The organism is Bradyrhizobium sp. CCGUVB23 (assembly GCF_024199885.1).
Taxonomy (GTDB): domain Bacteria; phylum Pseudomonadota; class Alphaproteobacteria; order Rhizobiales; family Xanthobacteraceae; genus Bradyrhizobium.
Map to the genome: position 1 here is coordinate 1363006 of NZ_JANADQ010000001.1, position 24457 is coordinate 1387462.

Genomic DNA, 24457 nt, shown 5'->3' on the forward strand with positions numbered 1-24457 from the left:
CCAGCCAACGACCAACCGACAACGCCCATCCGCCACGGGACGATCCACCGGCAGTGGCGATCTCGTACTTTGGTGCCGGATGTCGGTTGATGCAGGACAAAGACGCTGCCACGCCATATCGGCACGCTGCTTCCCGTTTGATCACTGAAGTGCCGGGAATTGCGGGAGTTTCACCGGCAGGTCCCGAAGGGAGCAGATTATGATTGGACGTCAGATTTTCGCGCTCATGCTGGCGAGCGTCGTCTCGTCAGCCCTCGCCGCGGACGGCGATCCGGCCGCCGGCAAGACCGTTTTCGAGCGAACCTGTGCAAACTGCCACGCGAGCGTGATCGGGGTGAACAAGGTCGGCCCAAGTCTTTGGAATGTCGTTGGACGCAAGCCGGCCGCCGTCCCCGACTTCGCCTATTCTGAGGCGATGAAGGCCAACAAGGAGGTCTGGACGCCGGGCGCCCTGGACACCTACCTCGCCGATCCCCGTGGCGACGTCCACGGCGTCAAGATGTTCTTCAAGGGGCTGCCGGACCCCACCGAGCGCAGCAACGTCATCGCCTATCTTCAGACGCTGAAGTAAGCGATTGAAGCTGGCAGGCGGCCGGCAAATCCGGTGAACGCCCGTTCGCCGGATCGTGCGGCTCTGCTATGGTCTCGCGCGGCCACGGAGAATCATCCCGCCCATGGACCTCGCGCGCCGGCTTGTGCCCGTGCTCTGCCTGCTCGCCATCGCGGGCGTAGCGGCCCACGCGAATGCTGCCGAGTTCTACACCGAGGATCTCCGCATCCCGATGGCGGCAGCGGGGCCGCAGGGGCTGGAGGCCTTCCTGGTGCGGCCCGCTGCGTCCAGGCGCTATCCGCTCGCCCTGCTCAGCCATGGCACGCCGCGGGACTTCGACGACCGCGCGACAACGTCGGCGCACAAATACCATGCCATCGCGCTGGAGTTTGCCCGGCGCGGATTTGCCGCGCTGATCGTGCTGCGACGCGGCTATGGCACTTCGCCCGGCGACCGGGTCGACAGCCTTGGCCCCTGCGCCCGTGCCGCCTATCTGCCGGCCACCGCGGTTGCCGTCGCCGACCTGCGCGCCGCGATCGATGCGATGGCGCGACGGAGCGACGTCACGACGGCCGGCATGATCGCGGTCGGCCATTCCGCGGGCGGGCTTGCCACGGTGGCGCTGACCGCGCAGGCACCGCCCGGGCTCGTCGGCGCGATCAACTTTGCCGGCGGCCGCGGCTCGTCCAGCGACAATTTCGTCTGCAATGCGGATGACCTCGTGCAGGCCTTCGCGACCTTCGGCAAGACCTCGCGCGTGCCGATGCTGTGGGTCTATGCCGCAAATGACCTGTTCTTCGCGCCAGTGCTGGCGCATCGCTTCTACGACGCGTTCCGCGGCGGCGGCGGCAATGCCAAGTTCGTCGATGCGCCCGCCTATGGCGATGACGGCCACTATCTCTATTCCGCCGTGACGCGCCCGCTGTGGACGCCGCTGGTCGACGCATTCTTGCGCGAGCGCGGGCTGGGCAGCCGCGAGACGTTGAGCCCGCCGGATCCGCTGCCGGCGCCCGGGCAGGTCTCAGGTTCGGGCAAGGACGAGTTTTCGCGCTATCTCGCCAGCATCAATCCGCACAAGGCGTTCGCGGTCGCATCCAAAGGCGCCTTCGGCTGGCGCTCCGGCCGCGCCACGACCGACGACGCGCAGCGCGATGCGCTCGCGGCCTGCGGCAAATGGGCGACCGATTGCAGCCTCTATGCCGTCGACGACCGGCTCGCGGGCGGCCAGGCGGCATCCGCGCGCTGACGCTTCTAAAGCGCGATGAGATCGGATCAATCGTCATCGCGCTTTGGATTCTTGTTTGAGCATGATCTCCGCGCAAACGCGTTCCGCAATTGTCGCGAGGGAAAACCGCTTGGCACTTTGCGCTAACGCGGCCCTTCGGGTCCGGATCATGCTCTAGCGTCCACCGACGAGTGCACCGAGCCGTGCCAGGAATTCGGCGGCCTGGGCGCATAGCGTCGTGTTGGCCATGCCATGGGTGACGGCGTCGTGAAGCAGATCGGCCATCTCGGCAGCATCGCTCCTGCGGCTCGCCTGCATCAGCGCGACGTCGAGCAGGAAGGGTGCGAGCGCGGCCTGCTCGTCCGCCTGCAGGCGCTCGAACACCTCTTCCCAATGCGCGCCGGTCTTCGGAATGCGCGCGTAGAGATCTGCCGCGCGCGTATCCGGATAGCACGGGCCGGCGATCGCGAATGGCGAGGCCATGCCGGTCTTGAGCGCAACCGCGCACAGCATGCCCATGACATAGGCCGTGTGATAGGACGTCGCGAGCGCGCATCTGGTCTTGTCGTGACCGCTCAGGCGCAAAAGCTGGCTCGCCGCCGACCGTCCCGCCGGCAGGAAGCCGACCTTGTCCTCGAGCGAGGCCACGACGCGGAAGCCGAACGCGGCGGCAGGACTCCAGGCCGACGAGAGCAGCGGCCAGGCCATCAGCGCTTCGGCCGCAAGATCGTAATCCTCGACCACCAGCGCGCGGGCAAGCACGGCCGCCGACTCATCGAGGAATTCTTCACGCGGCCGCGGCAGTCTGGGCTGCCAGTTGCCGAAATCGGTAAAATACATCACCGCATGGGTATGCGCGTAGGCGTCCTCGCGCGTGCAGTTGAGCAGATCGATTGCGTTGCCGAGCGCGGTCTTGCGCGCGACCTGCGCGAAGTCGGGTCCGGGTGGATCGTCGAGCCACAGCGACAACAACCAGCCGATCTCGAGCTCGCGATAGGGCACCACCTCGTGGCCCGGCCGCGCGGACGCCGACCAGCTTTGCGCGAGCAGCGTGTCGAAGGCGTCGTCGGGATGACCGAACGTGCTCAGGATGATGTGCGGGGTCGCGAGCTGAAGACAGACCGATGGATAGCGCGCAACGTCCCAGTGCATTTGCTGCGAGCGGGCGTGGGGCAAGAGTTCGGCGAGCAGCGCGTCGATTGCGTGGCGAATGCCGGGATGCGAGGCATGCCGGCCTGCGATGTGGAGCAGCATGGCCGTTTCCGCGAGCGGCTTCTCTGCGGCGAAATTGCCCTCCGGCAGATCCGAGCCGTCAAAGCCGTCCTCGCCGAGGAACTGGACCGTGCGCGCGGCGATCCGTATCGCCAGCCGCAAACGTCGTCGCAGGTCCGGTCGAAAGTCCAGATCCTGAGCGAGGTCGACGTCGCGCCTGTGATCCAGCGCGACCTTGCTTTCCTGTGGGTGCTGCATGTCCGCCTCCCGGTGGGTGATCGCGGAGCTGACGCGCCGCGGTGGACTCCAAAGCTGCGCTAGGCGATCAGGCCTGCGTCAGCGGCGGGTGACTTCGTTGCGGAGAACGGCCGGATCGATCTCTTCGGTCACCTCCGCCTGGGGCGGAATGCAGTAGCGGATGACGCGGTGACCGATGACGAAGCCGAATTCGCCGTCGCGGCCGCTGGCAGGGCTCGCGCCGTTCTCGGCGACGAACTTTCCGAACGCGACGAAGTCGAACGCTCGCGATGCCAGGAATTTGCGGACGATATCTTCCTTGTCTGCAGCGTGGCTCAATGTTGCCTCCATGGGCTGGTGGATCGACGCCGCGGCAAAGCCTGCTGCCATCGACGCTGCAAACGATGGCCCGATCTGCCGGCCCGGGGTGTGAGCCACCTTACATTTCAAGAACTGTTGAGGACAACCGCGCCGCCGGTTCCATGGCTCGCTTGCGTGCACAAGCAAGCGCTCAACGGCACGGCGCCGGCTCTGGCCACAAAACGGATGGGCTAGCGTTGCAGCCGCCTGGTCCGCCTAGAGTCGCTCGCTAATCGCGAGTTTGTAGCCGACGCCGGTGACGGTTGCGATCACCGGCGTTCCGCTGCCGATCAGCTTGCGGCGCAGCCGCGCCACCAGCGCATCGACCGTACGCACGTCGACGTCGGTCTGACGGTTGCTGACGACCTCGATGAGATAGTCGCGGCTGAGCGCCCGGCCGTCGGCGCCGACGAGGGCGGCGAGCAGATCGAACTCGGCGCGGGTCAGCGCGACCGGCTTGCTGTCGCCGTCCATCAGCTCGCGGCGCATCAGATCGATGATCCAATCACCAAAAGCAATCGAGTTGTGGTTACGCGCCGCCTTGCGATCGATCGAACGCCGCCGCAGCACGCTGCGCGCCCGCGCAAGCAGGTCGCGCAGGTTGATCGGCTTGGTCACGTAATGATCGCCGGCGATCTCGAGCCCGAGGATGCGGTCGACGTCGGTGTCGCGGCGCGTGACGAAGATGATACCGGCATTGCTGAGCGCCTGGATCTCCTTGGCAAGCTCAAAACCGTCGCCGTCGGGCAGCTGGACGTCGAGCAAGACGAGATCGGTACGGACGCGTAGCGCCTGGCGGCATTCCGCGCAGGAGCCGGCGCCGACCACATCGAAATTGCTCTCGCTGAAATAGCCAACCAGCATGGCGCGGGTCACCGGATCGTCCTCGACGACGACGATGCGGTCCGGGCGACGCGCGTCTTGCGATCGCAAGTCCTGGGATACGGAGCCGGCCATGGCGTCAGCCTTTCCCTGAACGTTCGACGTCATCGAAATGGTGAACGCAGCCAGCCGCGCAAATGCGCTCGCAACGCAATGCGTCGCGATGTGAACCCTCGTTCACAATGCATTCGAAAGCCCCAGCGAACATGGCGCGATAGTACGCGCCTCGGCGCGCGCAAACAATATCAGCGGTGAGAGAACACCGCACGAATGCCTAGCACGTGCGAAGCCGCGCGGCCGCTGAAGCCTCGGCCTGCTACATGGTCCCAACCCGGATCCGGAACGACAGCGTCTCCTCCGCGCCGGGCGCGATATGCATCACGCCCGGCTTCTCATCGAACGCACCATCGAAGTCCACAGGGCTCGCAGTGCCGCGCCACGGCTCGATGCAGAGAAACGGCGCGCCCGTTGGCTTGGACCAGACGCCGAGCTCGCGGAAGCCGCTCCAGGACATCTCCACCCAAGATGCCCGAGATGCTCCCTGCCCGGCAGCGTAGCGGACCGAGGTGCTGTTCGGGCGGTCGAAGATCACCGCGTCTGCGGCGAACAGGGATTCGGACAGGCCGAGCACCTTGTCGCGGACCGGGCTCGGCTCCGTCGCGTCACGCAGCAGTCCACCTTCGAGCCGGCGGATGGGATACGGCTCGTCCTGCGCGAAGGTGAGCGCATAGCTCTCCTTCGACATATCGGGCGCGAGCGGCCAGTTGAACGCGGGATGGCCGCCGAGCGAGGCCGGCAAGGTGTCCTCGCCGGTATTGGTGATCGTGAAGGCGAGGTCGAGACCGGCTTCATCAAGCGTGCAGGTCGCAGTCAGGCGGAACGCGAAGGGATAGAGCGCGCGCGTCGCCGCGTCGTCAGTGAGCTCGAGCACGCAACGCGATGCCGATCGCTCGAGCCAGGTGAACCGCCGGTCGCGCGCAAAGCCATGCTGGGTCAGCCGATAGGTCTTGCCGCCATGGTGCAGCTCGTCGTTCTTGAGCCGGCCGACGATCGGAAACAGCAGCGGCGCATGGCGCGGCCATTCCGGCCCCGCCTGCCAGATGAACTCGACGCCCGTCTCGTGCTTCAGCGAGCACAGCTCGGCGCCTTGCGCCTTGATGGTCGCCGTCAGCGCGCCGCTTCGGATTGTGTGAGTATTGTCGGTCATGGCCATTCATCCCAGAGAAGCTCTGGCCTTGAGACTAGCGCGAACTTGCGTGCCAGCGCCATGACAGGGCGCAACCGCGCGCACAGACTGTCTGCGCAAGATTGATCGATGCGACCTGGACAAGCCAGACCTGGTACACCGCTGGCTGCAGGTGTCGCAGCAAGCTCCTTCAGGACGATGCAACGGGCTTGGACTCCACGTGATCGCGACCGGGTACCCGGGCGCCAGCAAGCTCGTCGGCCTTTGAGCTGCGCAACAAGAACAAGGCCCTCCAATCGCGCTGACGGCCAAACTCGATATAGCGATAGCTAAGAGCACATGGCGGAACCTGGAGATTGTAACAACAAGATCGGCGCTCTCGGCATTTCGTGGTTTTGCTACTTAACGACGCCAGCCAGGTTGGAGTGTCTGTCGATCGACAGCGCCGGCACATCAGCCACGATTTCAAGACGAGCGCAGCCCAACACAGACACGGCAAACAACGTGCCTTCAAATAGTCAATTACAGGAAATAGACGACAGCAGGCTGGCTTTGGGGCAGAATCGTGAGAGCGCGTTTAGCTGATGGTAGGGCTCCTTATCATATTTGTTCTGCTCGCGATTGGCTTTGCTGCCGGCTACGGCACGCGCGAGCTGATCTCCCGCAAACGACACACCGAATACCTGAAATTCCAACCCTACATTTCGCCTATGCTCAAACCCAAGCGGTCGCCGGATGAAAGCACGAGCGCGCGACATGCTGCGCCTGAACCGCCAATGTCAACAAGGCGGCGGACGAACCACGACATCACGCGCTCGTTTCAGGACATTTCCATTCGCGAGCCGAAGCCGGCGAAACCCGCAAGGCCTTCCGCCGTAAACTTGCACCTGGTCCAAACTCCTCGGCCTGAGCCGGATGCTGGATCTTTGCAGGTTCCAAACCTCGAAGAGAGCCTCCAGGAGCTGGTCGCACTCCTCCAGCACCATCGCAGGCAGGAGAGCTAGGTGCGAGCTTTCAATGGTTTTGCCCATCCGGCTCGGGTCGGGGAAGCTGAAGTTGTCGAAGCTTTAGCACGAGAGGAACCGGAACATCCATGAGAATGCCCGGCTTACGCGCCTCGGCGTGCGAAAGGATCGGCCAGTGAGACGCCATTCCCTGGTAACAGGGAATTCTGCAGGGAAATGGCCTCTGAACATCGCCGAGGGCGCCTGCGAAAATGCAAAAAAACGCCTGCAAATCCCGGCTCTTGCGGCCAACCAATGCGCGAAGCCATATCAGGGAAACTTTCGGATGTGATCAGGGAATCAGTGCGCCCTGAACAGGGAATCCGGTAAACGTCCAATTCTTCGCACCTTGTATCGCGAGCGCGCATGGCATCCCTGCAGATTGGCGCGCGCTCCGCATTGCCCCAAGTTGAACGTTTACGTTAATTTCGAACTCGAATAGACGCTGATAGAGCCTCGATCATAGCATCGCCGGGTTGGGCGGTGATGATCGATATCGCGGTCGCAACTTCAATGTTCGACGCGAGCCGCCGGGCTTTCTGGCAACCGCATGATGGGGGCCCAATCTATTTTGAAGATTGGTACCATGTGAATTTTGAACAAAGATCTTTCAGTGCTTTTGGCGTCTGCTTCGTTTGGTGGAGCGATCGCCCCTGTCCGCCACCTCGTGAGATGCAAATCGACGTCGGCGTCCTATCGAGCTAACGCCTGGACGCAGCGGCATGGTCACGTCACGCGGGGCACGTCTATTCAGCCCCCCCGAAAGCCAAGGCTCATCGTTCCTTGAGCGGCTTGTTGCGATTGGTGCGGACGATCCCGGAAAGATATTGTTGCCGACGTCGGACGACGCTGCCTGGGTGTATACAGAGAATACCGAGCTTCTGGCTCGGTATTTTTGCTTCCTCGTGGCTCGGAGCGGCGGGTAGAGCGGCCATCTCAATAGCAACAACGACGGATACCGAGAAGTTCCATCGATGGTTGCGCTTCAAGATTGGCAAGAGCGCCCGGCGCCTCAGCGGCATTCGACGCTGCGGCCCGCCGGTCAAGAACGAGTTTGTGAAGCATCTATTCAGTCCCGCGGCAGAACTAAAGTTACGTGCGGTTTGTAGCAACCCCTCCACCAGAATGTTGAGACAGTAATAAGAGGGATACCTTGTGCAGGCACGAGCCGGGTCTTAAGCTTCGATTGCTGCCATTGAAAACAAGAGGAGACGAAAATGCGCGCTTTCGCTGCCTCGTTCTTCGCATTGGCTTCGCTAGTCCAGGCTCATGCCCAAGGCACAACCGAGACACCCAGAAGGTCAGATGCGGGCCTCAACAATGTCTGCATGTACACGATACGTGGGTATCCGCGGGAGGTGCCGGCAGGCGTGAATATCTGTTGGCGAGTCGCATATCCGTATTTGTCGGAGTATGCGCTATTGCACTGTGACCCGAAAAACAACTTCCAGGAGATCACTACGGTGAGGCATGGCGATCCCCGATGTGAGCGATACGAGGATCGGCAATAGCCCGGGCCATCTGCGTGTCGACGTAAACGAAGACTGTCACCGGACAACCCTATAAGCCTTTGCTTTCTTGCGACGTGATCCTGAACGGGCAGTGGCTTCCTGCGGTTCAAAGCTCGCATGATGCCGATCCAGGCGAACATCGTTGGGCCGCCTCGCTCCGCCATCAGGATCAACGCTTCCATCGCAACTTGCCATTCGGGGGCGTCGTGCACGTTCTTCGGCAGGGCGGCGATGTGCTCGCCGGCATCGCGCAGCGTCATGAGCTCGCCGCCAGGCACTTTGATCGGTTCGTCAAATGGGCGGCCCAGCCCCGATCTGTCATTCGTTGCGTTTAGCGTTAGGGGGCTTTGTTGTCTACAGTATGGAGCCGGACATAGGTCCCGCTTTCGTGCAGCTCGAGCCATCCGCCCTCGACCGCGTGCTTGATCCGTGCGCCGAACTCCGGGCCGCTGCCCTTCAGCGTGTAGAGGAAGAGCGCATTGATTCTCTCGATGTGGATCCGGCCGTCCTGAACGGCTTCGATGCCGGTGGCGAGCTCGATGAGCTTGTGCGTTGCGGTTTCCGGGTTGGCGAAGGGACGATCGGCGGTGAGCTTCATGAACCAGCCCTAGCGCGGTTCGTTCTCGGGAAGATGCTCATCATGATCGACCCACTGCCGCCCCTCAGAATCGCACTACACTTGCTGCAAGCTTTGGCAGATGACCCGCGGCTACAGTTGTTCCGCTCCCGATCCGTGGATGTTCGCCATTTGGAACGCTTGCTACCCCAACAGGAGGATGTGTGTTCGGGTATGTTCCACTTGACGTATGCCTAAACGCGCCCGCGCGACCTTTCGGATTTGCGCTCGCGGGGCAGTCGGAGCTGCTCTAACCCTTGCTCTATTACGCGCAAGTCCTCCTCAACCTGCTTCAGAGCCGGACGCGGATTGATGCCGGGCGCGGCTTGTAGGCCTCCGAGCAACTGGCGCCGAAGTTCACGCATGTCCTCCAATGCTCGGCGGTTCTTCAAACGTACATAAGCGGAAACGATCAATTCAATGGTGTTCGGTGGCATGGGTGCTCCGTAAATACGCATCCTGAAAAAGGCGCTGTCGAGCTGGAAATACAGGTCCCGGCAGCGCGGTATTTTCTAACTAGGCACTGAAATCCCAGTTGATTTCGACTAGGCAATGGTCATACCACAGGTTTGTGACAGGCCCGTCCTCGCGGGCAATGAAGAGGCCCCAGCTCAGGGCGAAAGCTGGGGCCATCATCAACGCAGACATGTACCTGACTGTCAGGATCAGGCACCGAACCGGCAACCTGCTTCCGAAGCCTTCGTTCCAAAATGCGAAGGCGCTGTGTGCGGTTGAACCTTCGCGTGGTTCATTCAGCATCGGGATTATGCATCATCCCATCCGGGGCTGGAACGCTGCCGTCCGCGATAGATTTAAGCGGGCGGCGTTTTTGCTTTTGTCTCGAAGGGAGCGGCCCCGGCGCTCGGGGCTGGCAGAAACGCCGGAGCCGTCCACACGCCCGCCGCCGCAGCGCTGGACCGAAATCATTATATCGGCAAGGGTAAGCAGGGACGAGACAGCGCCAATGTCGCAATCCGCTTCCGCGCATTTAAGCCGCAGGGCGCTTTTACCGCAACCGGTTGCAGGCGAGCGAGAACTGACACGTTCCGTTCTCTTACAACCGACAAAGCACAGTCAGGTTGTGTGGCTGAGAACCAAAGAAGATCGAAGCGAGGGAGGTCCTCAAAGTTTTGGCCCCAGCTCGAGGCGACTCAGAGCTGAGGCCAATTTTCCCGGGCCGACCGTAACATCAGCCCAGGCAGACAACATGCCTCACGGGCGCCGCGTATGCGATTGGGCAATCGGTCTACCTCGAATTTGCCGCATTAGCGTTGATCCTCAATCCAAGCCTGCGGGCCAGTTGGATGAGCTGACGAATGGCGTCCGAGCGCGAGCCACCCTGACTTTTTCGCAACGGCTTGATGGCCTTGATCCGCGAGGCGGGCATTCGTAGCATCACCTGTTCGCTCGCAACAACCATCAGCGCTATCCTCCAAAATGGCCCGCCGGCGCGAAGCACTCAGGCGAGTGGATCTCCTGGCGGGTCCGCGCCCGGATCATCAAATCCGGCGTGGGACATATCACGCCAGGTATTCGTCGACCGCGCACCAGACCCCGCTTTTACGATGAACGGTTTACGTTAATTTCGAACTCGAATAGACGTTGATAAAGGTTGGATCATAGCATCGCCGGGTTGGAGCGGCGCTGATCGATACTGCGGCCGCAACTTCAATGTTCGACGCGAGCCGCCGGGCGTTCTGGCAACCGCATGTTGGGGGCCCAATCTATTTTGAAGATTGGTACAATGTGTATTTTGAACAATGATCTTTCTGTGCTTTTAGCGTCTGCTTCGTTTGGTGGAACGATCGCCGCTGTCCGCCATCTCGCGAGATGCAATATCGACGTCGGCGTCGTATCGAGCCAACGCCTGGACGCAGCGGCATGGTCACGTCATGCGACACACGTCTATTCCGCACCACCGGAAAGCCAAGGCTCATCGTTTCTTGAACGGCTTGTTGCGATTGGTGCGGCCGATCCCGGTAAAATTTTGCTACCGACGTCGGACGAAACTGCCTGGATGTATACGGAAAACACCGAGCTTCTGGCTCGGTATTTTTGTATGTATCAACCGTCCATTGCGACCTTGCAGCGCATTCTTGAAAAGAAGCTTCTTGCGGATGCTGCAATCAACGCCGGCCTCACTGTGTTGCCGAGCTGGGGCCCACGAACCATCGATGATGTCGCGAAGTTAGCGCCAAACCTACCTTATCCGATTCTTATAAAGCCGCGAACGCATGTTCACCGCCTAAGGAGCGACAAGGGGATAGTGGCCTATTCGAGCAATGAGCTCTTGAACAAATACCAGCTGTTTGTTGATCGCGAGCGGGCGGCTGACAAGCCGCTTTTGACTGATGCCCGCTTGCCTATTCTGCAACAATTTGTCCGAGTAGGACGCGAGGGTGTGCATTCGGTGACGGGCTTCATCGATCGGACGGGAGAGCTGTTTGTTAGCCGTAGCGCAACCAAAGTGTTGCAGCGATCCCAACCCATGGGGGTTGGGCTTTGTTTTGAATCGCTGCCGGCAGCCCCGGCACTTTCAGAGGCAGTTCGCCGCCTTTGTCGCGAACTAGAATATTTTGGCATTTTCGAAGTTGAATTTGTTTTGTTTGATGGGCGTTGGGCGGTTATCGACTTTAACCCGCGCCTGTTCAATCAGATCGGCATGGATATCCGCCGAGGTATGCCGCTTCCTTTCCTTGCGTGCCTTGACGCTGTTGGCGACACCACATTCTTGCGCGAAGCGGTGGCGAAGGCGCAGGCTCAGGATAATGAGCGAGTTGTCTTTTGCGATAGCTTTGCCCTGCGGGCGTTCCTTTTTGCTCAGGCTCTCACAAGGCGAATGTCGCCCAAGGATCGCGCATATTGGCGTGCCTGGCTTAGGAAGCACGCGGACGATGCGGTCGATTACGCTGCAGACGGCAACGATTCAATTCCTGGCATCATCCATTCGCTCTCGCAGCTACATCTGGGCGTCAAAGCTTTGCCGCGATTCATGCGCCTGTCGGCGCTCGACGCCGCTTGGACGCCACGGGCAGTCATACAGGAATTGTCATGAGCCGGGTCGCCGTCGCGATCGTCGGAGCCGGTCCGTATGGACTTTCCCTCGCCGCCCATCTTTCGGCGCGTAAGGTCGAAAATCGCATTTTCGGGCAGCCGATGCGATTCTGGTCTGATATTGCCGAGGCCGGCGGCGAGCGCTATCTCAAATCCTTCTGTTTTGGAACCAATCTCTCTACGCCGGCACCGGGCTATTCCTTCGCTGATTATAACGAGCCGCGCGGTCTTGAGACTTTCGAGCCGTGCTCGATCGCGAATTTCACGGAATACGGGCGTTGGTTCCAGCAACACAATGTGCCTTGGGCCGAGCCCGTCGAGGTTGAGCATATCGATCGGCAGGGGAGCGGTTTTGCTATCCTTCTGTCTGATGGAGAACGACTCGTCGCAGACCGGGTCGTCATTGCGACGGGCTTGTCGGGCTTTGCGCATGTCCCGCCAGTGCTGGCATCCTTGCCACCGGATCTTGCGGTCCATACGTCCAGGGTGACCAGCTTCGCTGCATTCAGAGGGCGCGATGTCGCGGTGATTGGGGCGGGTCAGTCAGCTCTCGAGGCGGCTGCCTTACTGTGTGAAGCCGGCGCTCGGCCGCTGCTTCTCGTACGGGAGAGCGCGGTTCGCTGGCATGGTCGCTCCTCACGCGAACCTGGTCTCTGGGAGCGCGTGCGCTGGCCCATCTCGGGGCTCGGCAGCGGGCTAAAAGCCAAGGCGCTGACCCAATTTCCGGGCGCGCTGCATCGAGTGCCCGTCAACTGGCGAACGCGGTTCGTCAACAGCCACCTGCCAGCGGAGGGGGCATGGTGGCTCCGCGACCGCGTTGAAACTCGGTTGCCGATCCATCTCGGAGTAACTGTCGTCAAGGCGCGCGAAGTGTCCGGGCGCGTGGCGCTGGAGCTGCGGCTTGCAAATGAAGCAGGTGAACGTCGGCTGATGGTTGACCATGTCATCGCCGGCAGCGGTTATGAAATCGATGTTGGACGTCTGATGTTCATCTCTCAGGATCTGCGAACTGCGATCAAACGCCTTGGGCGCGCGCCGCAACTGAACGCCAACTTCGAAGCGTCGGTACCGGGACTTCACTTCGTCGGTCCCTCCTCTGCGATGAGCTTTGGGCCGCTCTTTCGCTTCGTGATCGGCGCCGAATACAGCGCGCGAATGGTTTCGCGCCGCCTGTCAGCGCGGGCCAGCCTTCTTGCTGCCCAACAATCGACGTACTGGCGCCCGGCGCGCGCGTCCCGCCCCGAGTGATCGTCAACGGCCGCATCGGAGAGGTTGCTGCTTTGTGGGCGGATGGGTCTGCTCATGCGGCCATCAAAGCGGCAGCCTCACGCACTCCGCAACTATTGTTTCCTCGCGGCTCGGAACGGCGGCCAACTCCTGCGCGTCGTAAAAATCGATGAATCAGACAAGCACGAAACCCACCGAGCGCGGGGCCTCGGTGCCGAAGATCGCAACCGGCATACCGTTCGAAGACCAGGAAGACCTATCACCCCGAGAGAGGGGACAAATAGTCCTGGTGCAGGCACGTTGGTCTCGCGCCGCCATCAAACAGCACCGTGATCCCGGTGGTACGAAGGCTGACTTCGACGACCGTACCGGTCTTGTTCGCCAGATCGGGGCACCGAACGGCACCAAACTCGCTTATCTTAAAGCGGGTGCCGACCACAAAGCTGTCGGTCCGAGCAATCATTTCATCAATCCGAATTAATGCATATCCGTGGTTCGTAATAGAGACAGAATAGACTCAAATCCGGCAATTTGCAACTAGCGGGTCAATTGAGTCGACAGCACCCGCTTTCCGCGTACGAAATCACCGCACCCTGACTTGCCTTTGAGTTGCGGTGACAACGCTTGGCGGCTGTCGCTACGCCACCTCTGGGGCGCCAATCTCATCATCATTGACGATCCCCACAAGGCGGAAGTTCGGTGCGTCGCCCGCGATGAGCTTTGGGCCGCTCTTTCGCTTTGTGATCGGCGCCGAATACAGCGCGCGGGTGGTTTCCCGCCGCCTGTCGGCGCGAACCGGCCTTCTTGCTGGCCAACAATGGGCTTACTGGCGCCCGGCGCATGCATCCCGCCATAATCGTGCAGAACAAGTACTACCTCTTGCAAAGGTCTCCTCCAAGGATCGACGGTATTTTATCGCGGGGCCTACCTTGCGGCGGTGAACCTGATTTGGCCCGATCGGGGCCGCGCAGTACCAGCAGGCCCCCTCCCGGCCGGCGAGCAACAGGCCAAATTTGCCGGCGGGCGCGTCTGGTTGCCGCGCCCTGCGTTTACCTCGCAGACCTTGAGACGAAGCTGCTAACCTTCCCGCAAGGGCGCCACGACGATCCAGTCGACATCATCACCCATGCGCTTGCGTATGACGACAATGGCTACGACTATACGATGAGTTGACTGTGATTCACAACTGGGCGGCATGAGGAGGAGCTTTGCTGCATCACGGCGGCACTTTAACCTTGCAAACTTGTAACGACGCGAACACCAAGCCGCCGCGAGCTCGGCCAAATGCTGGCGAAATGTGACGGCTTACAAGCAGCAGACCCTCGGCTCCACAGAAACCACTCCGATGTTATGTCAAGCCGCGATTGTTTGCCTGATCGTACTCAGCATTGGCATTCTCGTCGCCCATGCGGTCGATGCTCTGAGGACGTAGCGAGCCTGCCGGCTAGTAGAGCCTCGAGCCCGCTACCCCAACGCCAGATTGACACCAAATTGTCCCTCGACCGACAACGGTTGCAGCGAGATCGTACGATGGGATCCGCGATGACATCGACGACGGGCCCACGCTGTCGGATCCTCTGGTCAAGTTCGTCGACGTTGTGCCAGCCCCTGCGGTGTTGTGGGGCCGGCGGGGTTCCTGAAACGCCTTGAGTGGTACCGCGAAATGCTCGCCGACACTCTGGCGGCAGGCGTGCCAACCTGGGAACCGCAGCGGCACCTCTATGGACTGGTGAAGGATTTCATCGACCGGTCGGGCAAAGGCTTGCGGCCCGCGCTATGCATCGCGACGGCGCGCGCGCTTGGTGGCCGCGCCGAAGACGCGTTCCCCCTGGCGGCTGGGTTGGAAGTGCTGCACAACGCCTTTCTCGTCCATGACGACATTGAAGACGGCAGCGATTCACGACGGGTTCTGCTCACGCACGCCCTCGGCCAGGCGAATTCCACTGACCTGCGTGGATTAGCAACTTTCTGGCGCGGCCCCGCGAGCGACGTCTGCCGCGCGAAGTGCTGAGGCTGCATCAGATCATCGCGGACGGCGGGAGCATCCAGTGGGCGCAGCGCGCGGCAGCCGAATTTGCAGAGGCTGCGACGCGTGAGTTCCACAACTCGGCATTCGCCAGTGTGCCGGCCAGCCCCGACCTCGAATGGCTGCGCGCTTGCATAGACTTCCTGATCCAGCGCGACGCGTAATCGGGTTCAGGTTGGAATGCCTTGGGACATCGCAGCCAATTGCTTTTGGATCCCTTGATTGTAGTCCCGTCGGGAAAGCTGTGTCTGCGTGTCGGGCGTTACCTAAGCCGTTATCCTCGCGAACACGAGTACGCCGGGCGCTTTGATCCAGTATTGGAAGGTACCCTGCGGACGCGCTGTTCTTGTCCAAACTTACACGTCGCCACTCGCAGCGGGCTAATCGCCGCGAGGTAGTATGTCGTGACGACCGTATACGGCGCATCCATGCCAAGCGGGAAGCCTATCCGGGCGAGCTGTTGCGTCCATGGTGCTCTTGCAACGGACAAGGCCGGCCCCGCGATGGCACCCACCCGATCGAGCTTGCAATCGACGCTCGGATCAACGGCGGAATGCCGGATTTCGCACCCCACATTCCGGACATAACACAGTGCGTCCGGCGACCTCAGCGCCGCAGCTTCGGCAATAACTTTGTTATCAATTTGCCCTCTCAAACGTATGCCTCCGGTGGCGACCGGTGGCGGCCGCCTTGTTCGGTTCGACGAGCCACCTGTGGATGTAACCTTAAGTCTAGGTTCGCCTCGTCGAGGTGGCGTGATGCCAAGGAGGAATTCGCAACTGCGAGTCCAGCACAGTCCTGAAGCATAAATGTACGAGTTCGCCGCCGGGTTTGAGACGCAAGCGACTAATGATATTAAAGCGCCCTTCGAATCAACGGAGAGTGCGAGTGGCAAAGAAAACGAAGACCGTTAAGCCAGCCAGAAAGCCCTATACGGCGGCGGACATTAAGTTACTGAAGGCGCATTCGAAAGCACGTACGCCAGTGTCGAAACTATCGAAGCTGATGAAGCGTAGTGAAGGTTCGCTGCGCCAGAAGGCATTATCGCTCGGGATCGGACTGGGGCATCAACGGTAGAGGCGTCACTGATTGCAGGGCGGCGATAGGCCGAGCTTCCGCAACAGTGGATCGAGTTCTCGCGGTGATTTCGGGAATCGCGAGCTATTCTTCAATCGACCTATAGCATCGGCCGAGCAAGAGCCGCGCTCCCCTGCGGCTCCCGTCAACGAAGGGATGCTTAGCAATAGTCCACATCTCAAACGCCAAACGTACCACCGGCTCTTAGAAAATTGGCCCCAACGCCGAAGAGGATTTTTGCGACACAATCCTCTGAAATGCGGAAGTCGTTGCAGTCTTGGCAATCTTCGGCTCAGGGACCAGAAGACGACAGACAACAACGTGAGCGTACCAAGTCCGGCCGCACGAGGTGACGTCCTAATTCCTAACGGCGAAGCTTTTTCGGCTTGAGCCATGCCGTCGGCGCCCTCACCTGGGCGTGGACATCGCGTAGGCCGTTGGGCGATGCCGATGCAACCGGCGTCTCACCTGTGGCCTGTTCGCCGCCGACCTCGCGGCGCGGCCAGGTAAAATCGTCCGCGCGACCGGCCGGCGCCGTCAAAGGCTCACCTTTGACCAAGACCCGCGCTGCAAGGGGATCGACCGGTGCAGGGCGCGACCCGGGCCCGCCGAGCAGTTGATCTGATGCAATGGAGGCGGCGACCAGTGGCACGATCGGTCCCGCCAGCGGCCGCGGCGCCGGCTGGCCGGGCACGGCATTCGCGTCCGGTGTTGCCGGCTCGCTCGGCAGCGCGATCGATACCGAAGGCCCCGCCAGGAGACGCGTGATCTCGCGCTCGACATAATGCGCGAGCTTGCGCGCGCCGGCCTTGGTGAAATAGACGCCGTCAGAGGTGCGGAGCTGGCGGATCTGGCCTTCGAAGTCCGGGCCCTTCTGCAGGAAGAGGCCGGCCTCGTCGACAAAGCCGTCCCAGACGTCGACATAGGTGATGCCGGCCTTGGCGGCCCGTTCCCGGTACAGCGCATCCAGGAACAACATGTCCGAGGTGCCCTTCTGGCCGCGGATCGCGGGCAGCCCGACCCACAGCACCGGCACGCCCTTGCTCTTCAGCACGCCGATCAGCTCCTCGATTTTCTTGTTGTAGAGCTCGATCCAACGTTGGTCGCGGAATTCATAGAGGCCGTTCGCCGAACGCGCGCTCTTCTCGGGCGCTGAGGCCGGTGGCGCGTCATGGTCGGCGTCGTCCGGCGACGCTTCAGTATCGACGGACTTGTCGTCTGCCTTGGCCGCGCCAGCGTTGCCGAGTTTGGTGTCACGCTTGGCGCCAGCGTCTTTCTTGTCGCCTTTCTTCTCAGCCTTCTTGTCGTCCTTCTCGGTGACGGGCTCGCGGATCGCGACGCGGTCGTTGAGGCCGAGCATAACGACGATCGCGTCTGCCTTCTCGGTGGCAAGAATCCCCTTGGCGGCCGCAGCCCAGTCAGCCGGCTCCCCCTTGGGCTGGTATTTGATGAGGCCTGAGACCGTCTTGTGCTTGCGGATCACGCCCATGTCGGGCTGCTCGGAGTAGGCGTCCTCAAGCCCATAGGCGAGCCAGTCGGCCATGGCGTCGCCGAGCACCAGCACATTGCGCTCCGGTACAGTGTCGCGCTTTGCCGGCGACGGTGCTCTGGAAAAATCCTCGCGCACGATCGGTGGGGTTTGCCGTCTATCCCAACGAGGCGCGCGCTGCTGGAACGGATCATACGCGTCGTTACCAAACCAGCCGCCACCGAACCAGCCGCCACCGCGTTGCGGCTGCGGCCGCTGCTCAAATCCGCCGAAATTGAAAAATTGTGCCGAGGTGGGTTCGCCAATGCTGAGCAACAGCCCCGCGGCGATTGCCAGCGCAATCCACCGGCCGGTTCCGGTAAACATGCCCCTTTTTGGCTTTTCGGACACGTTCTTTGACCGCAAAACACGGATAACCTGCCCAACATCAGTATAGCGCCAAGGCTGCAAAAACGAGTCTCAGATCACCGTGAAGTGCGTTACGCCCGTGCGGGCCAAACGAAGTAACAGTTCACGTCAGCAAAGGGCGACATCGCAGGGCGTCTTCGGAGTTCCGTTTAGCCCTCAGAACCAGATATGGGCCCGCGCGTTCCCGTTGGGGCCGATTGCGATGGAGAAAGTCCGGGGCGGAACGACGTCGGGAAAGGCCGGCTCGGCCATTCAACTGGCACCCTACGTCAAATTGTACTATCTGCTTCTTGATTTTGACTGGTTCACCGTCAGCCAAGGAGGCAAGCATATGATGCCAATTAGCTCACGCTCCGACCGGTTCAAACAGGGTAAAGCGCTTCGCCTCGAAACGCCGCGCGAAACGCACGCGGATTTAAAGGGGAATTTGTCGCGCAACGCCGTCGCGATCCTTGCCGAAAGCGACCAGGATCGAGTGCCGGAGCTGGTCCCGGAGCGCTATTCGCGGATGTCCGCTGATCCGTTTGCGTTCCTGCGCGGAGCCGCCGCAGTCATGGCAGCGGACCTTGCCGGCCAACCGGCCGCCGGGATTCCGGTGCAGGCCGGCGGCGACAGCCATCTGATGAACTTCGGCGCCTTCGTGACCCCTGAAAACAACATTCTCTTCGACGTCAACGATTTTGATGAAACGCTACCTGGCGTGGATTTCACCGTCGACGTGAAGCGGCTCGCCGCCAGCGTCGCGATTGCAGCACTGGGTTCGGGGGCACCTAAAAAGGAGGCCCGGGCCTATGCGGCAGCGACCGTCACAGCCTACCGGTTGCATATGGCGACGCTGGCCAAGCTGTCTCCCCTGGAGATATGGCACAGTCGAATCGACCTTGAAAAAGAGATCGATCGGATCGCCCACGGCAGCTTGAGACGCAGGCTGGCCGGCGTTGTCGCCAAGGCGCGCGGCGAAGGTCTGTCGAAGGACGACAACTTCCCGCATCTTGTCGGCGAGGACGACATGCGGATCGTGGATAAACCACCAACGATCTTTCACCTGAATCCCAAGGCCGACGCCCGGCACAGGCTGAGCTTTCAAAGAGTGTTCGCCGCATACCGGGAAGGCGTTGAGCAAGATCGATTGCGATTACTCGACCGCTTCACGATGAAGGACCTCGTCTTCAAGGCGGTCGGCGTCGGCTCCGTCGGCACGTTCTGCTGCGTCGGACTTTTTCTGACCGGAGATAACGAACCGCTTTTCCTGCAACTCAAGCAGGCGCAGCACTCCGTGCTGGAGCGGCTCGGCAGCAAGATGAGGTATAAAGGGCATCAAGGGCGTCGCGTCGTTGAAGGGCAACGGATGATGCAAGCCGCCAGCGATATCTTTCTCGGCCATACCCAGGACGATACCACGGGGCGGCAGTTCTATCTTCGAACGTTGAAGAATCGCAGACTGGGCGGCATAAGCGAAATCAGCGAGGAGGACGCGCTTTCCAGTTACGCTCAAATGTGTGGCCGGACACTATCACGTGCACATGCGCGATCCGGCGACCCAGCCGCCATCGCGGGCTACATGGGTAAGAGCGAAGTATTCGACGACGCGATTGCATCGTTCGCCATGCTTTATGCCAGCCAGACCATCCGGGACCATGCCGCTCTTGTGGCGGCGGGGACGGCGGCGAAATCGGCGAAGGCGGTCTCAGTCGGGTCCGCCAAGGCAGCGTAGATCGACCGCGCACTTGAGTGCGGAGTGCTCGTCAGCATCCTTCAGCCGCCGCTGCTTTCTGCAAGAGTTGCGGGTCCTTCGGTTGACCGTCCGAGATGGGACGCCAAGGCCTCCCGATGTCGAGCAGCCACCTTGTTGGAGGCACCAAATGACCCGAGCACGTTGGACGGGAAAGAGCAATATGACAATCTACATTTCGCAGGGGCGTTACACTGCGGCGGCGATCCGCGCAATGACCGCGAAGCCGGAAGACCGTTCCGAAACAATTGCCGAGATGCTCGCCGCCGCCGGCGGTCGTCGAATCGGTTGGCACCTCACATTGGGACGTACGATTGGCTGATAGTAGCCCCCCGACGGGCGTACCCTGGTTTCGTATCAATCGACGGAGTTGCCGAGGTGCCACCAATCGACAGGACGCGGTCACCAGCGAACCCGCGCCATCGACGGTCAGGCTGCCGGGGCTGCCCGGCAGGCAACGGCAGCGGCAACATCAGCGTGACGTCGGATCCTGGCGAACCTGGTCCGCCCGATACTGTAACCGGCCCTTAAGTATCAGAAGTTACAATGCTTGGCGGGGGGCTTATTCCGTGTCCGAGGAGTAGATTATGACACGTGGACGTCCCCCGGGATCAAGGTCTGTGCATCCGGACCTTCGCCCTTTCATCTGGAATTCGGTCCGCGATTGGTGTGAACGCGAAGAAGCGCGCACCGGAAAATCCCCACCCGTCAAAGCGGCTTGTGACGCGCTGGCAAGCTTAGGCATTCGATCCGCTGTTGGCGGCAACCGAGAGGCCTTGGCGGATGCGAATGCGAAGCGAGCAAAGCGGTGGCCTCGCTACGAAATCGATCCTGTGAGCTTGCAGCTCCGCCCCTCCGCGGCCGGACCGATCTTCATAAGCCATTCTATAACGAATGGGGACAGCTTGCGGGCCCGGTATTACGAGGCGGATCAAATCGCCAAGTCTGACCCGCGGGTGCGGGCCGCGTGGATCAAAATGTGGCAGCAAATGCAAGAGGCCGAGGCGCGCCAGGCCGCAGCAAAGCCGGGTAATATTGTTGCGAATTAACTGTACAGGTCTGCAGAGCGATCTGAGGGTAATTGAGATGCTTCGACCAATCAGCCGGAGCATTTCAATTGACCACCAAGAAGCAAAACGCGGCCGCCATGCCCCCCTGCAGCTTGATAATGCACTGGGCCATATCGCCGTCACCTACCGCGCGCCCAGCGAGTTGGTTATCCAGCCGAACAGCCCGAGGCTGCACACGCCGCACCAGATCCGGCAAATCGCGCGCAGTATCCGCACCTTCGGCTTCGTCATTCCGATCATCATTGACGAAACCCACCGCGTCCTGGCCGGTGCCGGCCGTCTGCAGGCCGCATGTGATCTTGACTATGCCGAGGTGCCGACGATTCAAGTCAAGCACCTGAGCGAGGATCAAAAAACGGCTTTTGTAATCGCTGACAACCAGCTTGCGGCCATCTCAAAGTGGAATGATCCAGTTCTCGCCGCGCAGCTGAAGGCGCTGTCAGTCGCCAAGATCGACTTCGATATCGAGGTCACCGGGTTCGAGGCAGCTGAAATCGATTTGCGCATTGAACAGTCAATCGATCTCGACATGAACGGGTCCGATCCGGTTGACGCCTTGCCCGCTATCCCGGCCGGCGCACCCGTGACTCAAACCGGCGACCTCTGGATTCTGGGGCGCCACCGCCTGCTCTGCGGCAACGCTCTGGAGCCCGTCGCCTACGCCACGCTGATGAACGGAGAGCCCGCTGACCTGGTGTTTGCCGATCCGCCGTACAACGTGCCAATCGATGGTCACGCCACCGGAAAGGGGGCGGCCCGGCACCGCGAATTTGCCATGGCCGCCGGCGAGATGTCCGCAGAGGAATTTGAGACGTTTCTGCAGCAGGTCTGCACCCTTCTTGTCCGCCACTCCGTCGATGGGTCGATCCACTACATCTGCATCGACTGGCGACATGCGGCCGAGCTCCTCGCGGCAGCAAGGGGCTCCTACACCGAATACAAAAATCTGTGCGTTTGGGCCAAGACGAATGCGGGGATGGGCAGCCTCTACCGCAGCCAGTATGAACTGGTGGCCGTTTTCAAGAACGGAACTGCGCCACACTGCAACAACGTGCAGCTCGGACGATTTGGCCGGCATCGCAGCAACCTCTGGACTTATCCGGGTGCCATACGCTTGGCCATGGGAACGAAGAAGGCAAGTTGCTGGCACTCCATCCGACGGTAAAGCCCGTCAGGCTCGTTGCGGACGCAATGCTTGACTGCTCAAAGCGGGGTGATCTCATCCTCGACCCGTTTTTGGGCAGCGGCACCACGTTGCTAGCGGCCGAACGGGTTGGCCGTCGCTGCTATGGAATCGAGATCGACCCCGAGTACGTCGATGTCATTATTCGTCGCTGGCAAAGCCTGACCGGTGAGTGCGCAGTCCACGCATCCTGCAGCCGTCCATTCAACGTTTGTGAAGCAGATCGGCATGCCGGAGCCCGCTAGCGTCTCTGATCCATCGCTCCGCCGCTCTGTTGCAACAACAGCGTCAACGCTCATCGTGGAAGTGAAACAGTATGTCTAAATCTAAACAACCAACAAAGGTGGGCTACGGCAGTCCGCCAGTAGCGACACGCTTTCAAAAGGGCCAGTCCGGCAATCCTCGAGGACGTTCCAAGGCTTCGGTGGCCCTCGCTCGTCTGGTAGAAAAATCCGCACAGGAACGCATTTTCGTCCAGGAGAACGGCACCCGCAAGCGGATCTCCAAAAGCGAAGCCGCGGTCAAGCAGCTGTTCAACCTCGCGATGTCCGGCGACCAGCGAGCCATCAAGCTGATGGCGGATCTTATGAACCGCCACAGCGCGCCGCCGGTTGCGGCCACCCCCAAATTTACTCTCACCGAGGTCGACCGTGAGGTCTTGACCGGAATGGTCGCTCGCGCTCGCCAGCAACAGAACGGAGACCACGATGATGCTCAGTGATGCGGATCTCTATCGTGAAGCGCTACGCTTGGATTTCGTTGCCTTCATCCACCGCTGTTTCGGCGAGCTGAACCCCACAACGTCTTTCGACTACAACTGGCATATCGAAGTCATGGCCGCGGCGTTAGAGGATTGCCGCCTTGGTCGCTGTCGGCGGCTGATCATCAATTTTCCGCCGCGTTCGCTCAAAACGCTCACCGCTTCGATTGCTTTTCCCGCATGGTTGTTGGGACACAATCCCTCGACGAAGATCATCACTGCCAGTTATGGCGCCGATCTCGCGGAAAAGAATGCGCGTGATACCCGGCAAATCATCAACAGCCAATTCTTCCGAGAACTGTTTCCCGGCTGTCGTCTCTCGGATCGCCAGGCAGCGCAGGAATTCGAGACAACGGCAGGCGGCCTGCGTTATGCGACATCGGTGGGAGGTCCCTTCACCGGCCGCGGGGCTGACATCATCATATTAGATGATGCGCTGAAGCCGGATCAGGCGCTGTCCGAGCGCGAACGGATGAATGTCAACAGCTGGTTTAGCAACACGGTTCGCTCCCGACTCGACGACCAGCGGAACGGCGTCATCATTTTGATCATGCAGCGCCTGCACATGGATGATCTGGTCGGTCATGTCCTGCAACGCGACCAATGGAGAGTGCTGCGCTTTCCCGCCATTGCGGAGGAGCCTGAACGGCACGTTGTCGACACCGTTCATGGACGTCGAACCTTCAAGCGCGCAGCCGGTGAAGCCCTCCACCCGGCACGTCAGCCGCTCCATATCCTTAATGAACTCAAAGCCTCGATGACGGATTACGACTTCGCCGGCCAGTACCAACAAGCACCGGTGCCGTTGGGCGGCGGCATGATCAAGGACGAATGGTTTGTTCGCTTTGATCTTTTCGATCCGCCCTCATTCGATCGGATCGTTCAGAGCTGGGACACCGCCAGCACGCCCACGACACTGGGCGACTACTCGGTCTGCACGACCTAGGGCATCGTGCAGAACAAGTACTACCTTTTGCATGTGTTCCGAGAACGACTCGGGTATCCGGAACTGAAACAGGCCACTGTCGAGCGGGCGCGGCGCTTTCAACCAGATGCTATCCTGATCGAGGATAAATCGTCCGGGACTGCTCTTATTCAGGATCTCAGAGCCCAGGGACTCCACAACGTGGAGGCTTATAGACCCAAGGGAGACAAGATCATGCGGATGCATTCGCAGACCGCAACGATCAAGAACGGCGCTGTGTTTGTTCCGGCAGACGCCTCTTGGGTGGCGGACTATCTTCATGAACTGACATCGTTCTATTTTGGCAAGCATGATGATCAAGTCGATTCAACGTCTCAATTCCTAGACTGGGCGAAAGTCATAGAACCGCACTTCCTCATGTACATGCGCCGGCAGAGCGAGCGGATGACGCATCCGCTGCGTCCCACCCAGAAGCTCAAGAGAGCCGCAAACTGCGATGTAAGCACGATCTATTTCATGAATGGCGAGTCGATAAACGTTCCCGCTGACGGCCTCATCGACGTTCGCCACGAAGATGCCGGGCCGCTGATCCAGGTAGGTTGGATGCCCGTCGAATAGGTGCATCGACAAGCGGCCGGCGGGCCACAGGTTAAGATCGTCAAGGTCTACCGAAGGTATTTCATCGCGGGTCGTACCTTGCGGCGGGTGAACCTGATTTGGCCC

At 60.8% G+C, this 24457-nt stretch carries 23 protein-coding genes and 1 pseudogene; 15 read left to right on the forward strand and 9 right to left on the reverse strand.

Going from position 1 to position 24457, the window contains the following annotated elements:
• Positions 1-199: 199 nt before the first annotated feature.
• Together NLN62_RS06410 and NLN62_RS06415 are read left to right on the forward strand one after the other, a co-directional pair.
• A complete protein-coding gene (locus NLN62_RS06410; RefSeq protein WP_027522736.1) occupies positions 200-571 on the forward strand; it encodes a cytochrome c family protein in 372 nt (123 codons plus the stop codon).
• A gap of 103 nt (positions 572-674) precedes the next feature.
• Positions 675-1796 carry a S9 family peptidase gene (locus NLN62_RS06415; protein WP_254108017.1) on the forward strand — a complete coding sequence of 374 codons (1122 nt, stop codon included), beginning with the start codon at positions 675-677 and terminating at the stop codon, positions 1794-1796.
• A gap of 153 nt (positions 1797-1949) precedes the next feature.
• Here the strand turns inward: NLN62_RS06415 and NLN62_RS06420 are convergent, their stop codons facing one another.
• From NLN62_RS06420 to NLN62_RS06450, 7 genes are all read right to left on the reverse strand, one after another.
• Complete coding sequence (locus NLN62_RS06420) at positions 1950-3245, reverse strand: hypothetical protein (protein WP_254108018.1); 1296 nt, start codon at positions 3243-3245, stop codon at positions 1950-1952.
• 78 nt (positions 3246-3323) lie between these two features.
• On the reverse strand, positions 3324-3563 hold the full coding sequence (locus NLN62_RS06425; RefSeq protein ID WP_254108019.1) for a hypothetical protein: 240 nt from the start codon (positions 3561-3563) through the stop codon (positions 3324-3326).
• Between the two features lie 237 nt (positions 3564-3800).
• Positions 3801-4541 carry a response regulator transcription factor gene (locus NLN62_RS06430; RefSeq protein WP_254108020.1) on the reverse strand — a complete coding sequence of 247 codons (741 nt, stop codon included), beginning with the start codon at positions 4539-4541 and terminating at the stop codon, positions 3801-3803.
• 241 nt (positions 4542-4782) lie between these two features.
• Positions 4783-5673 (reverse strand): aldose 1-epimerase family protein, encoded by an 891-nt coding sequence (locus NLN62_RS06435; RefSeq protein ID WP_254108022.1) that lies wholly within the window; start codon positions 5671-5673, stop codon positions 4783-4785.
• Positions 5674-7923: 2250 nt separating this feature from the next.
• Positions 7924-8427, reverse strand: a complete 504-nt coding sequence (locus NLN62_RS53305) for a hypothetical protein (protein ID WP_371932923.1) — start codon at positions 8425-8427, stop codon at positions 7924-7926.
• Between the two features lie 77 nt (positions 8428-8504).
• Entirely contained in the window at positions 8505-8765 is a 261-nt protein-coding gene (locus tag NLN62_RS06445; RefSeq protein ID WP_254108024.1) for a hypothetical protein, read from the reverse strand.
• Positions 8766-10029: 1264 nt separating this feature from the next.
• Positions 10030-10203 carry a hypothetical protein gene (locus tag NLN62_RS06450; protein WP_254108026.1) on the reverse strand — a complete coding sequence of 58 codons (174 nt, stop codon included), beginning with the start codon at positions 10201-10203 and terminating at the stop codon, positions 10030-10032.
• A gap of 324 nt (positions 10204-10527) precedes the next feature.
• On the opposite strand from NLN62_RS06450, the gene NLN62_RS06455 reads away from it, so the two are divergent.
• The 3 genes from NLN62_RS06455 to NLN62_RS06465 all read left to right on the forward strand — a co-directional run bounded on the left by NLN62_RS06455 (position 10528) and on the right by NLN62_RS06465 (position 13545).
• On the forward strand, positions 10528-11838 hold the full coding sequence (locus tag NLN62_RS06455; RefSeq protein ID WP_254108028.1) for an ATP-grasp domain-containing protein: 1311 nt from the start codon (positions 10528-10530) through the stop codon (positions 11836-11838).
• Complete coding sequence (locus NLN62_RS06460) at positions 11835-13085, forward strand: NAD(P)-binding domain-containing protein (protein ID WP_254108030.1); 1251 nt, start codon at positions 11835-11837, stop codon at positions 13083-13085. The genes NLN62_RS06455 and NLN62_RS06460 overlap by 4 nt, the downstream gene beginning before the upstream one ends.
• 148 nt (positions 13086-13233) lie before the next feature.
• Positions 13234-13545, forward strand: a complete 312-nt coding sequence (locus NLN62_RS06465; protein ID WP_254108032.1) for a hypothetical protein — start codon at positions 13234-13236, stop codon at positions 13543-13545.
• 983 nt (positions 13546-14528) lie between these two features.
• Here the strand turns inward: NLN62_RS06465 and NLN62_RS53310 are convergent.
• A pseudogene (locus NLN62_RS53310) lies at positions 14529-14597 on the reverse strand (DUF992 domain-containing protein); the annotation flags it as partial.
• 130 nt (positions 14598-14727) lie between these two features.
• Here NLN62_RS53310 and NLN62_RS06470 point away from each other — a divergent pair.
• From NLN62_RS06470 to NLN62_RS06480, 3 genes are all read left to right on the forward strand, one after another.
• On the forward strand, positions 14728-15075 hold the full coding sequence (locus NLN62_RS06470; protein ID WP_254108033.1) for a polyprenyl synthetase family protein: 348 nt from the start codon (positions 14728-14730) through the stop codon (positions 15073-15075).
• Entirely contained in the window at positions 15069-15254 is a 186-nt protein-coding gene (locus NLN62_RS06475; protein ID WP_254108034.1) for a hypothetical protein, read from the forward strand. The genes NLN62_RS06470 and NLN62_RS06475 overlap by 7 nt, the downstream gene beginning before the upstream one ends.
• 685 nt (positions 15255-15939) lie before the next feature.
• The gene (locus tag NLN62_RS06480; RefSeq protein ID WP_371932924.1) at positions 15940-16167 is read left to right on the forward strand and encodes a hypothetical protein; all 228 of its coding nucleotides are present in this window, start codon (positions 15940-15942) and stop codon (positions 16165-16167) included.
• 364 nt (positions 16168-16531) lie between these two features.
• Here the strand turns inward: NLN62_RS06480 and NLN62_RS06485 are convergent, their stop codons facing one another.
• Positions 16532-18022: an SGNH family hydrolase gene (locus NLN62_RS06485; RefSeq protein ID WP_254108036.1), complete on the reverse strand. Its 1491-nt coding sequence runs from the start codon at positions 18020-18022 to the stop codon at positions 16532-16534.
• Between the two features lie 244 nt (positions 18023-18266).
• Here NLN62_RS06485 and NLN62_RS06490 point away from each other — a divergent pair, with 244 nt between their 5' ends.
• The 7 genes from NLN62_RS06490 (at position 18267) to terL (ending at position 24352) form a co-directional block, all read left to right on the forward strand.
• On the forward strand, positions 18267-19778 hold the full coding sequence (locus NLN62_RS06490; protein ID WP_254108037.1) for a DUF2252 domain-containing protein: 1512 nt from the start codon (positions 18267-18269) through the stop codon (positions 19776-19778).
• A 181-nt stretch (positions 19779-19959) separates the two neighbouring features.
• Positions 19960-20118: a GYD domain-containing protein gene (locus NLN62_RS06495; RefSeq protein WP_254108039.1), complete on the forward strand. Its 159-nt coding sequence runs from the start codon at positions 19960-19962 to the stop codon at positions 20116-20118.
• Positions 20119-20882: 764 nt separating this feature from the next.
• Entirely contained in the window at positions 20883-22031 is a 1149-nt protein-coding gene (locus NLN62_RS06500; protein WP_254108040.1) for a ParB N-terminal domain-containing protein, read from the forward strand.
• Positions 21956-22294: a site-specific DNA-methyltransferase gene (locus NLN62_RS53315; protein WP_371933103.1), complete on the forward strand. Its 339-nt coding sequence runs from the start codon at positions 21956-21958 to the stop codon at positions 22292-22294. The genes NLN62_RS06500 and NLN62_RS53315 overlap by 76 nt, the downstream gene beginning before the upstream one ends.
• Before the next feature lie 71 nt (positions 22295-22365).
• Positions 22366-22770: a DUF5681 domain-containing protein gene (locus NLN62_RS06505; protein ID WP_254108042.1), complete on the forward strand. Its 405-nt coding sequence runs from the start codon at positions 22366-22368 to the stop codon at positions 22768-22770.
• The gene (locus tag NLN62_RS06510) at positions 22757-23755 is read left to right on the forward strand and encodes a hypothetical protein (protein WP_254108044.1); all 999 of its coding nucleotides are present in this window, start codon (positions 22757-22759) and stop codon (positions 23753-23755) included. Before NLN62_RS06505 ends, NLN62_RS06510 begins: the two co-directional genes overlap by 14 nt.
• Positions 23756-23761: 6 nt before the next feature.
• Positions 23762-24352 (forward strand): phage terminase large subunit, encoded by a 591-nt coding sequence (gene terL, locus NLN62_RS06515; protein WP_254108046.1) that lies wholly within the window; start codon positions 23762-23764, stop codon positions 24350-24352.
• The last annotated feature ends 105 nt before the right edge of the window (positions 24353-24457 follow it).

What these genes read in the sequence shown, in the direction of transcription:
- NLN62_RS06445 (WP_254108024.1), bottom strand. Translation starts at nt 8,765, where the DNA reads ATGAAGCTCACCGCCGATCGTCCCTTCGCCAACCCGGAAACCGCAACG.
- NLN62_RS06460 (WP_254108030.1), top strand. Translation starts at nt 11,835, where the DNA reads ATGAGCCGGGTCGCCGTCGCGATCGTCGGAGCCGGTCCGTATGGACTT.
- NLN62_RS06495 (WP_254108039.1), top strand. Translation starts at nt 19,960, where the DNA reads ATGACAATCTACATTTCGCAGGGGCGTTACACTGCGGCGGCGATCCGC.
- NLN62_RS06410 (WP_027522736.1), top strand. Translation starts at nt 200, where the DNA reads ATGATTGGACGTCAGATTTTCGCGCTCATGCTGGCGAGCGTCGTCTCG.
- NLN62_RS06490 (WP_254108037.1), top strand. Translation starts at nt 18,267, where the DNA reads ATGGAGAAAGTCCGGGGCGGAACGACGTCGGGAAAGGCCGGCTCGGCC.
- NLN62_RS06465 (WP_254108032.1), top strand. Translation starts at nt 13,234, where the DNA reads ATGAATCAGACAAGCACGAAACCCACCGAGCGCGGGGCCTCGGTGCCG.
- NLN62_RS06415 (WP_254108017.1), top strand. Translation starts at nt 675, where the DNA reads ATGGACCTCGCGCGCCGGCTTGTGCCCGTGCTCTGCCTGCTCGCCATC.
- NLN62_RS06500 (WP_254108040.1), top strand. Translation starts at nt 20,883, where the DNA reads ATGCTTCGACCAATCAGCCGGAGCATTTCAATTGACCACCAAGAAGCA.
- NLN62_RS06470 (WP_254108033.1), top strand. Translation starts at nt 14,728, where the DNA reads ATGCTCGCCGACACTCTGGCGGCAGGCGTGCCAACCTGGGAACCGCAG.
- NLN62_RS06430 (WP_254108020.1), bottom strand. Translation starts at nt 4,541, where the DNA reads ATGGCCGGCTCCGTATCCCAGGACTTGCGATCGCAAGACGCGCGTCGC.
- NLN62_RS06480 (WP_371932924.1), top strand. Translation starts at nt 15,940, where the DNA reads ATGATATTAAAGCGCCCTTCGAATCAACGGAGAGTGCGAGTGGCAAAG.
- NLN62_RS06505 (WP_254108042.1), top strand. Translation starts at nt 22,366, where the DNA reads ATGTCTAAATCTAAACAACCAACAAAGGTGGGCTACGGCAGTCCGCCA.
- NLN62_RS06485 (WP_254108036.1), bottom strand. Translation starts at nt 18,022, where the DNA reads ATGTTTACCGGAACCGGCCGGTGGATTGCGCTGGCAATCGCCGCGGGG.
- NLN62_RS06510 (WP_254108044.1), top strand. Translation starts at nt 22,757, where the DNA reads ATGATGCTCAGTGATGCGGATCTCTATCGTGAAGCGCTACGCTTGGAT.
- NLN62_RS06420 (WP_254108018.1), bottom strand. Translation starts at nt 3,245, where the DNA reads ATGCAGCACCCACAGGAAAGCAAGGTCGCGCTGGATCACAGGCGCGAC.
- NLN62_RS06435 (WP_254108022.1), bottom strand. Translation starts at nt 5,673, where the DNA reads ATGACCGACAATACTCACACAATCCGAAGCGGCGCGCTGACGGCGACC.
- NLN62_RS06450 (WP_254108026.1), bottom strand. Translation starts at nt 10,203, where the DNA reads ATGGTTGTTGCGAGCGAACAGGTGATGCTACGAATGCCCGCCTCGCGG.
- NLN62_RS06455 (WP_254108028.1), top strand. Translation starts at nt 10,528, where the DNA reads ATGTGTATTTTGAACAATGATCTTTCTGTGCTTTTAGCGTCTGCTTCG.
- NLN62_RS53305 (WP_371932923.1), bottom strand. Translation starts at nt 8,427, where the DNA reads ATGACGCTGCGCGATGCCGGCGAGCACATCGCCGCCCTGCCGAAGAAC.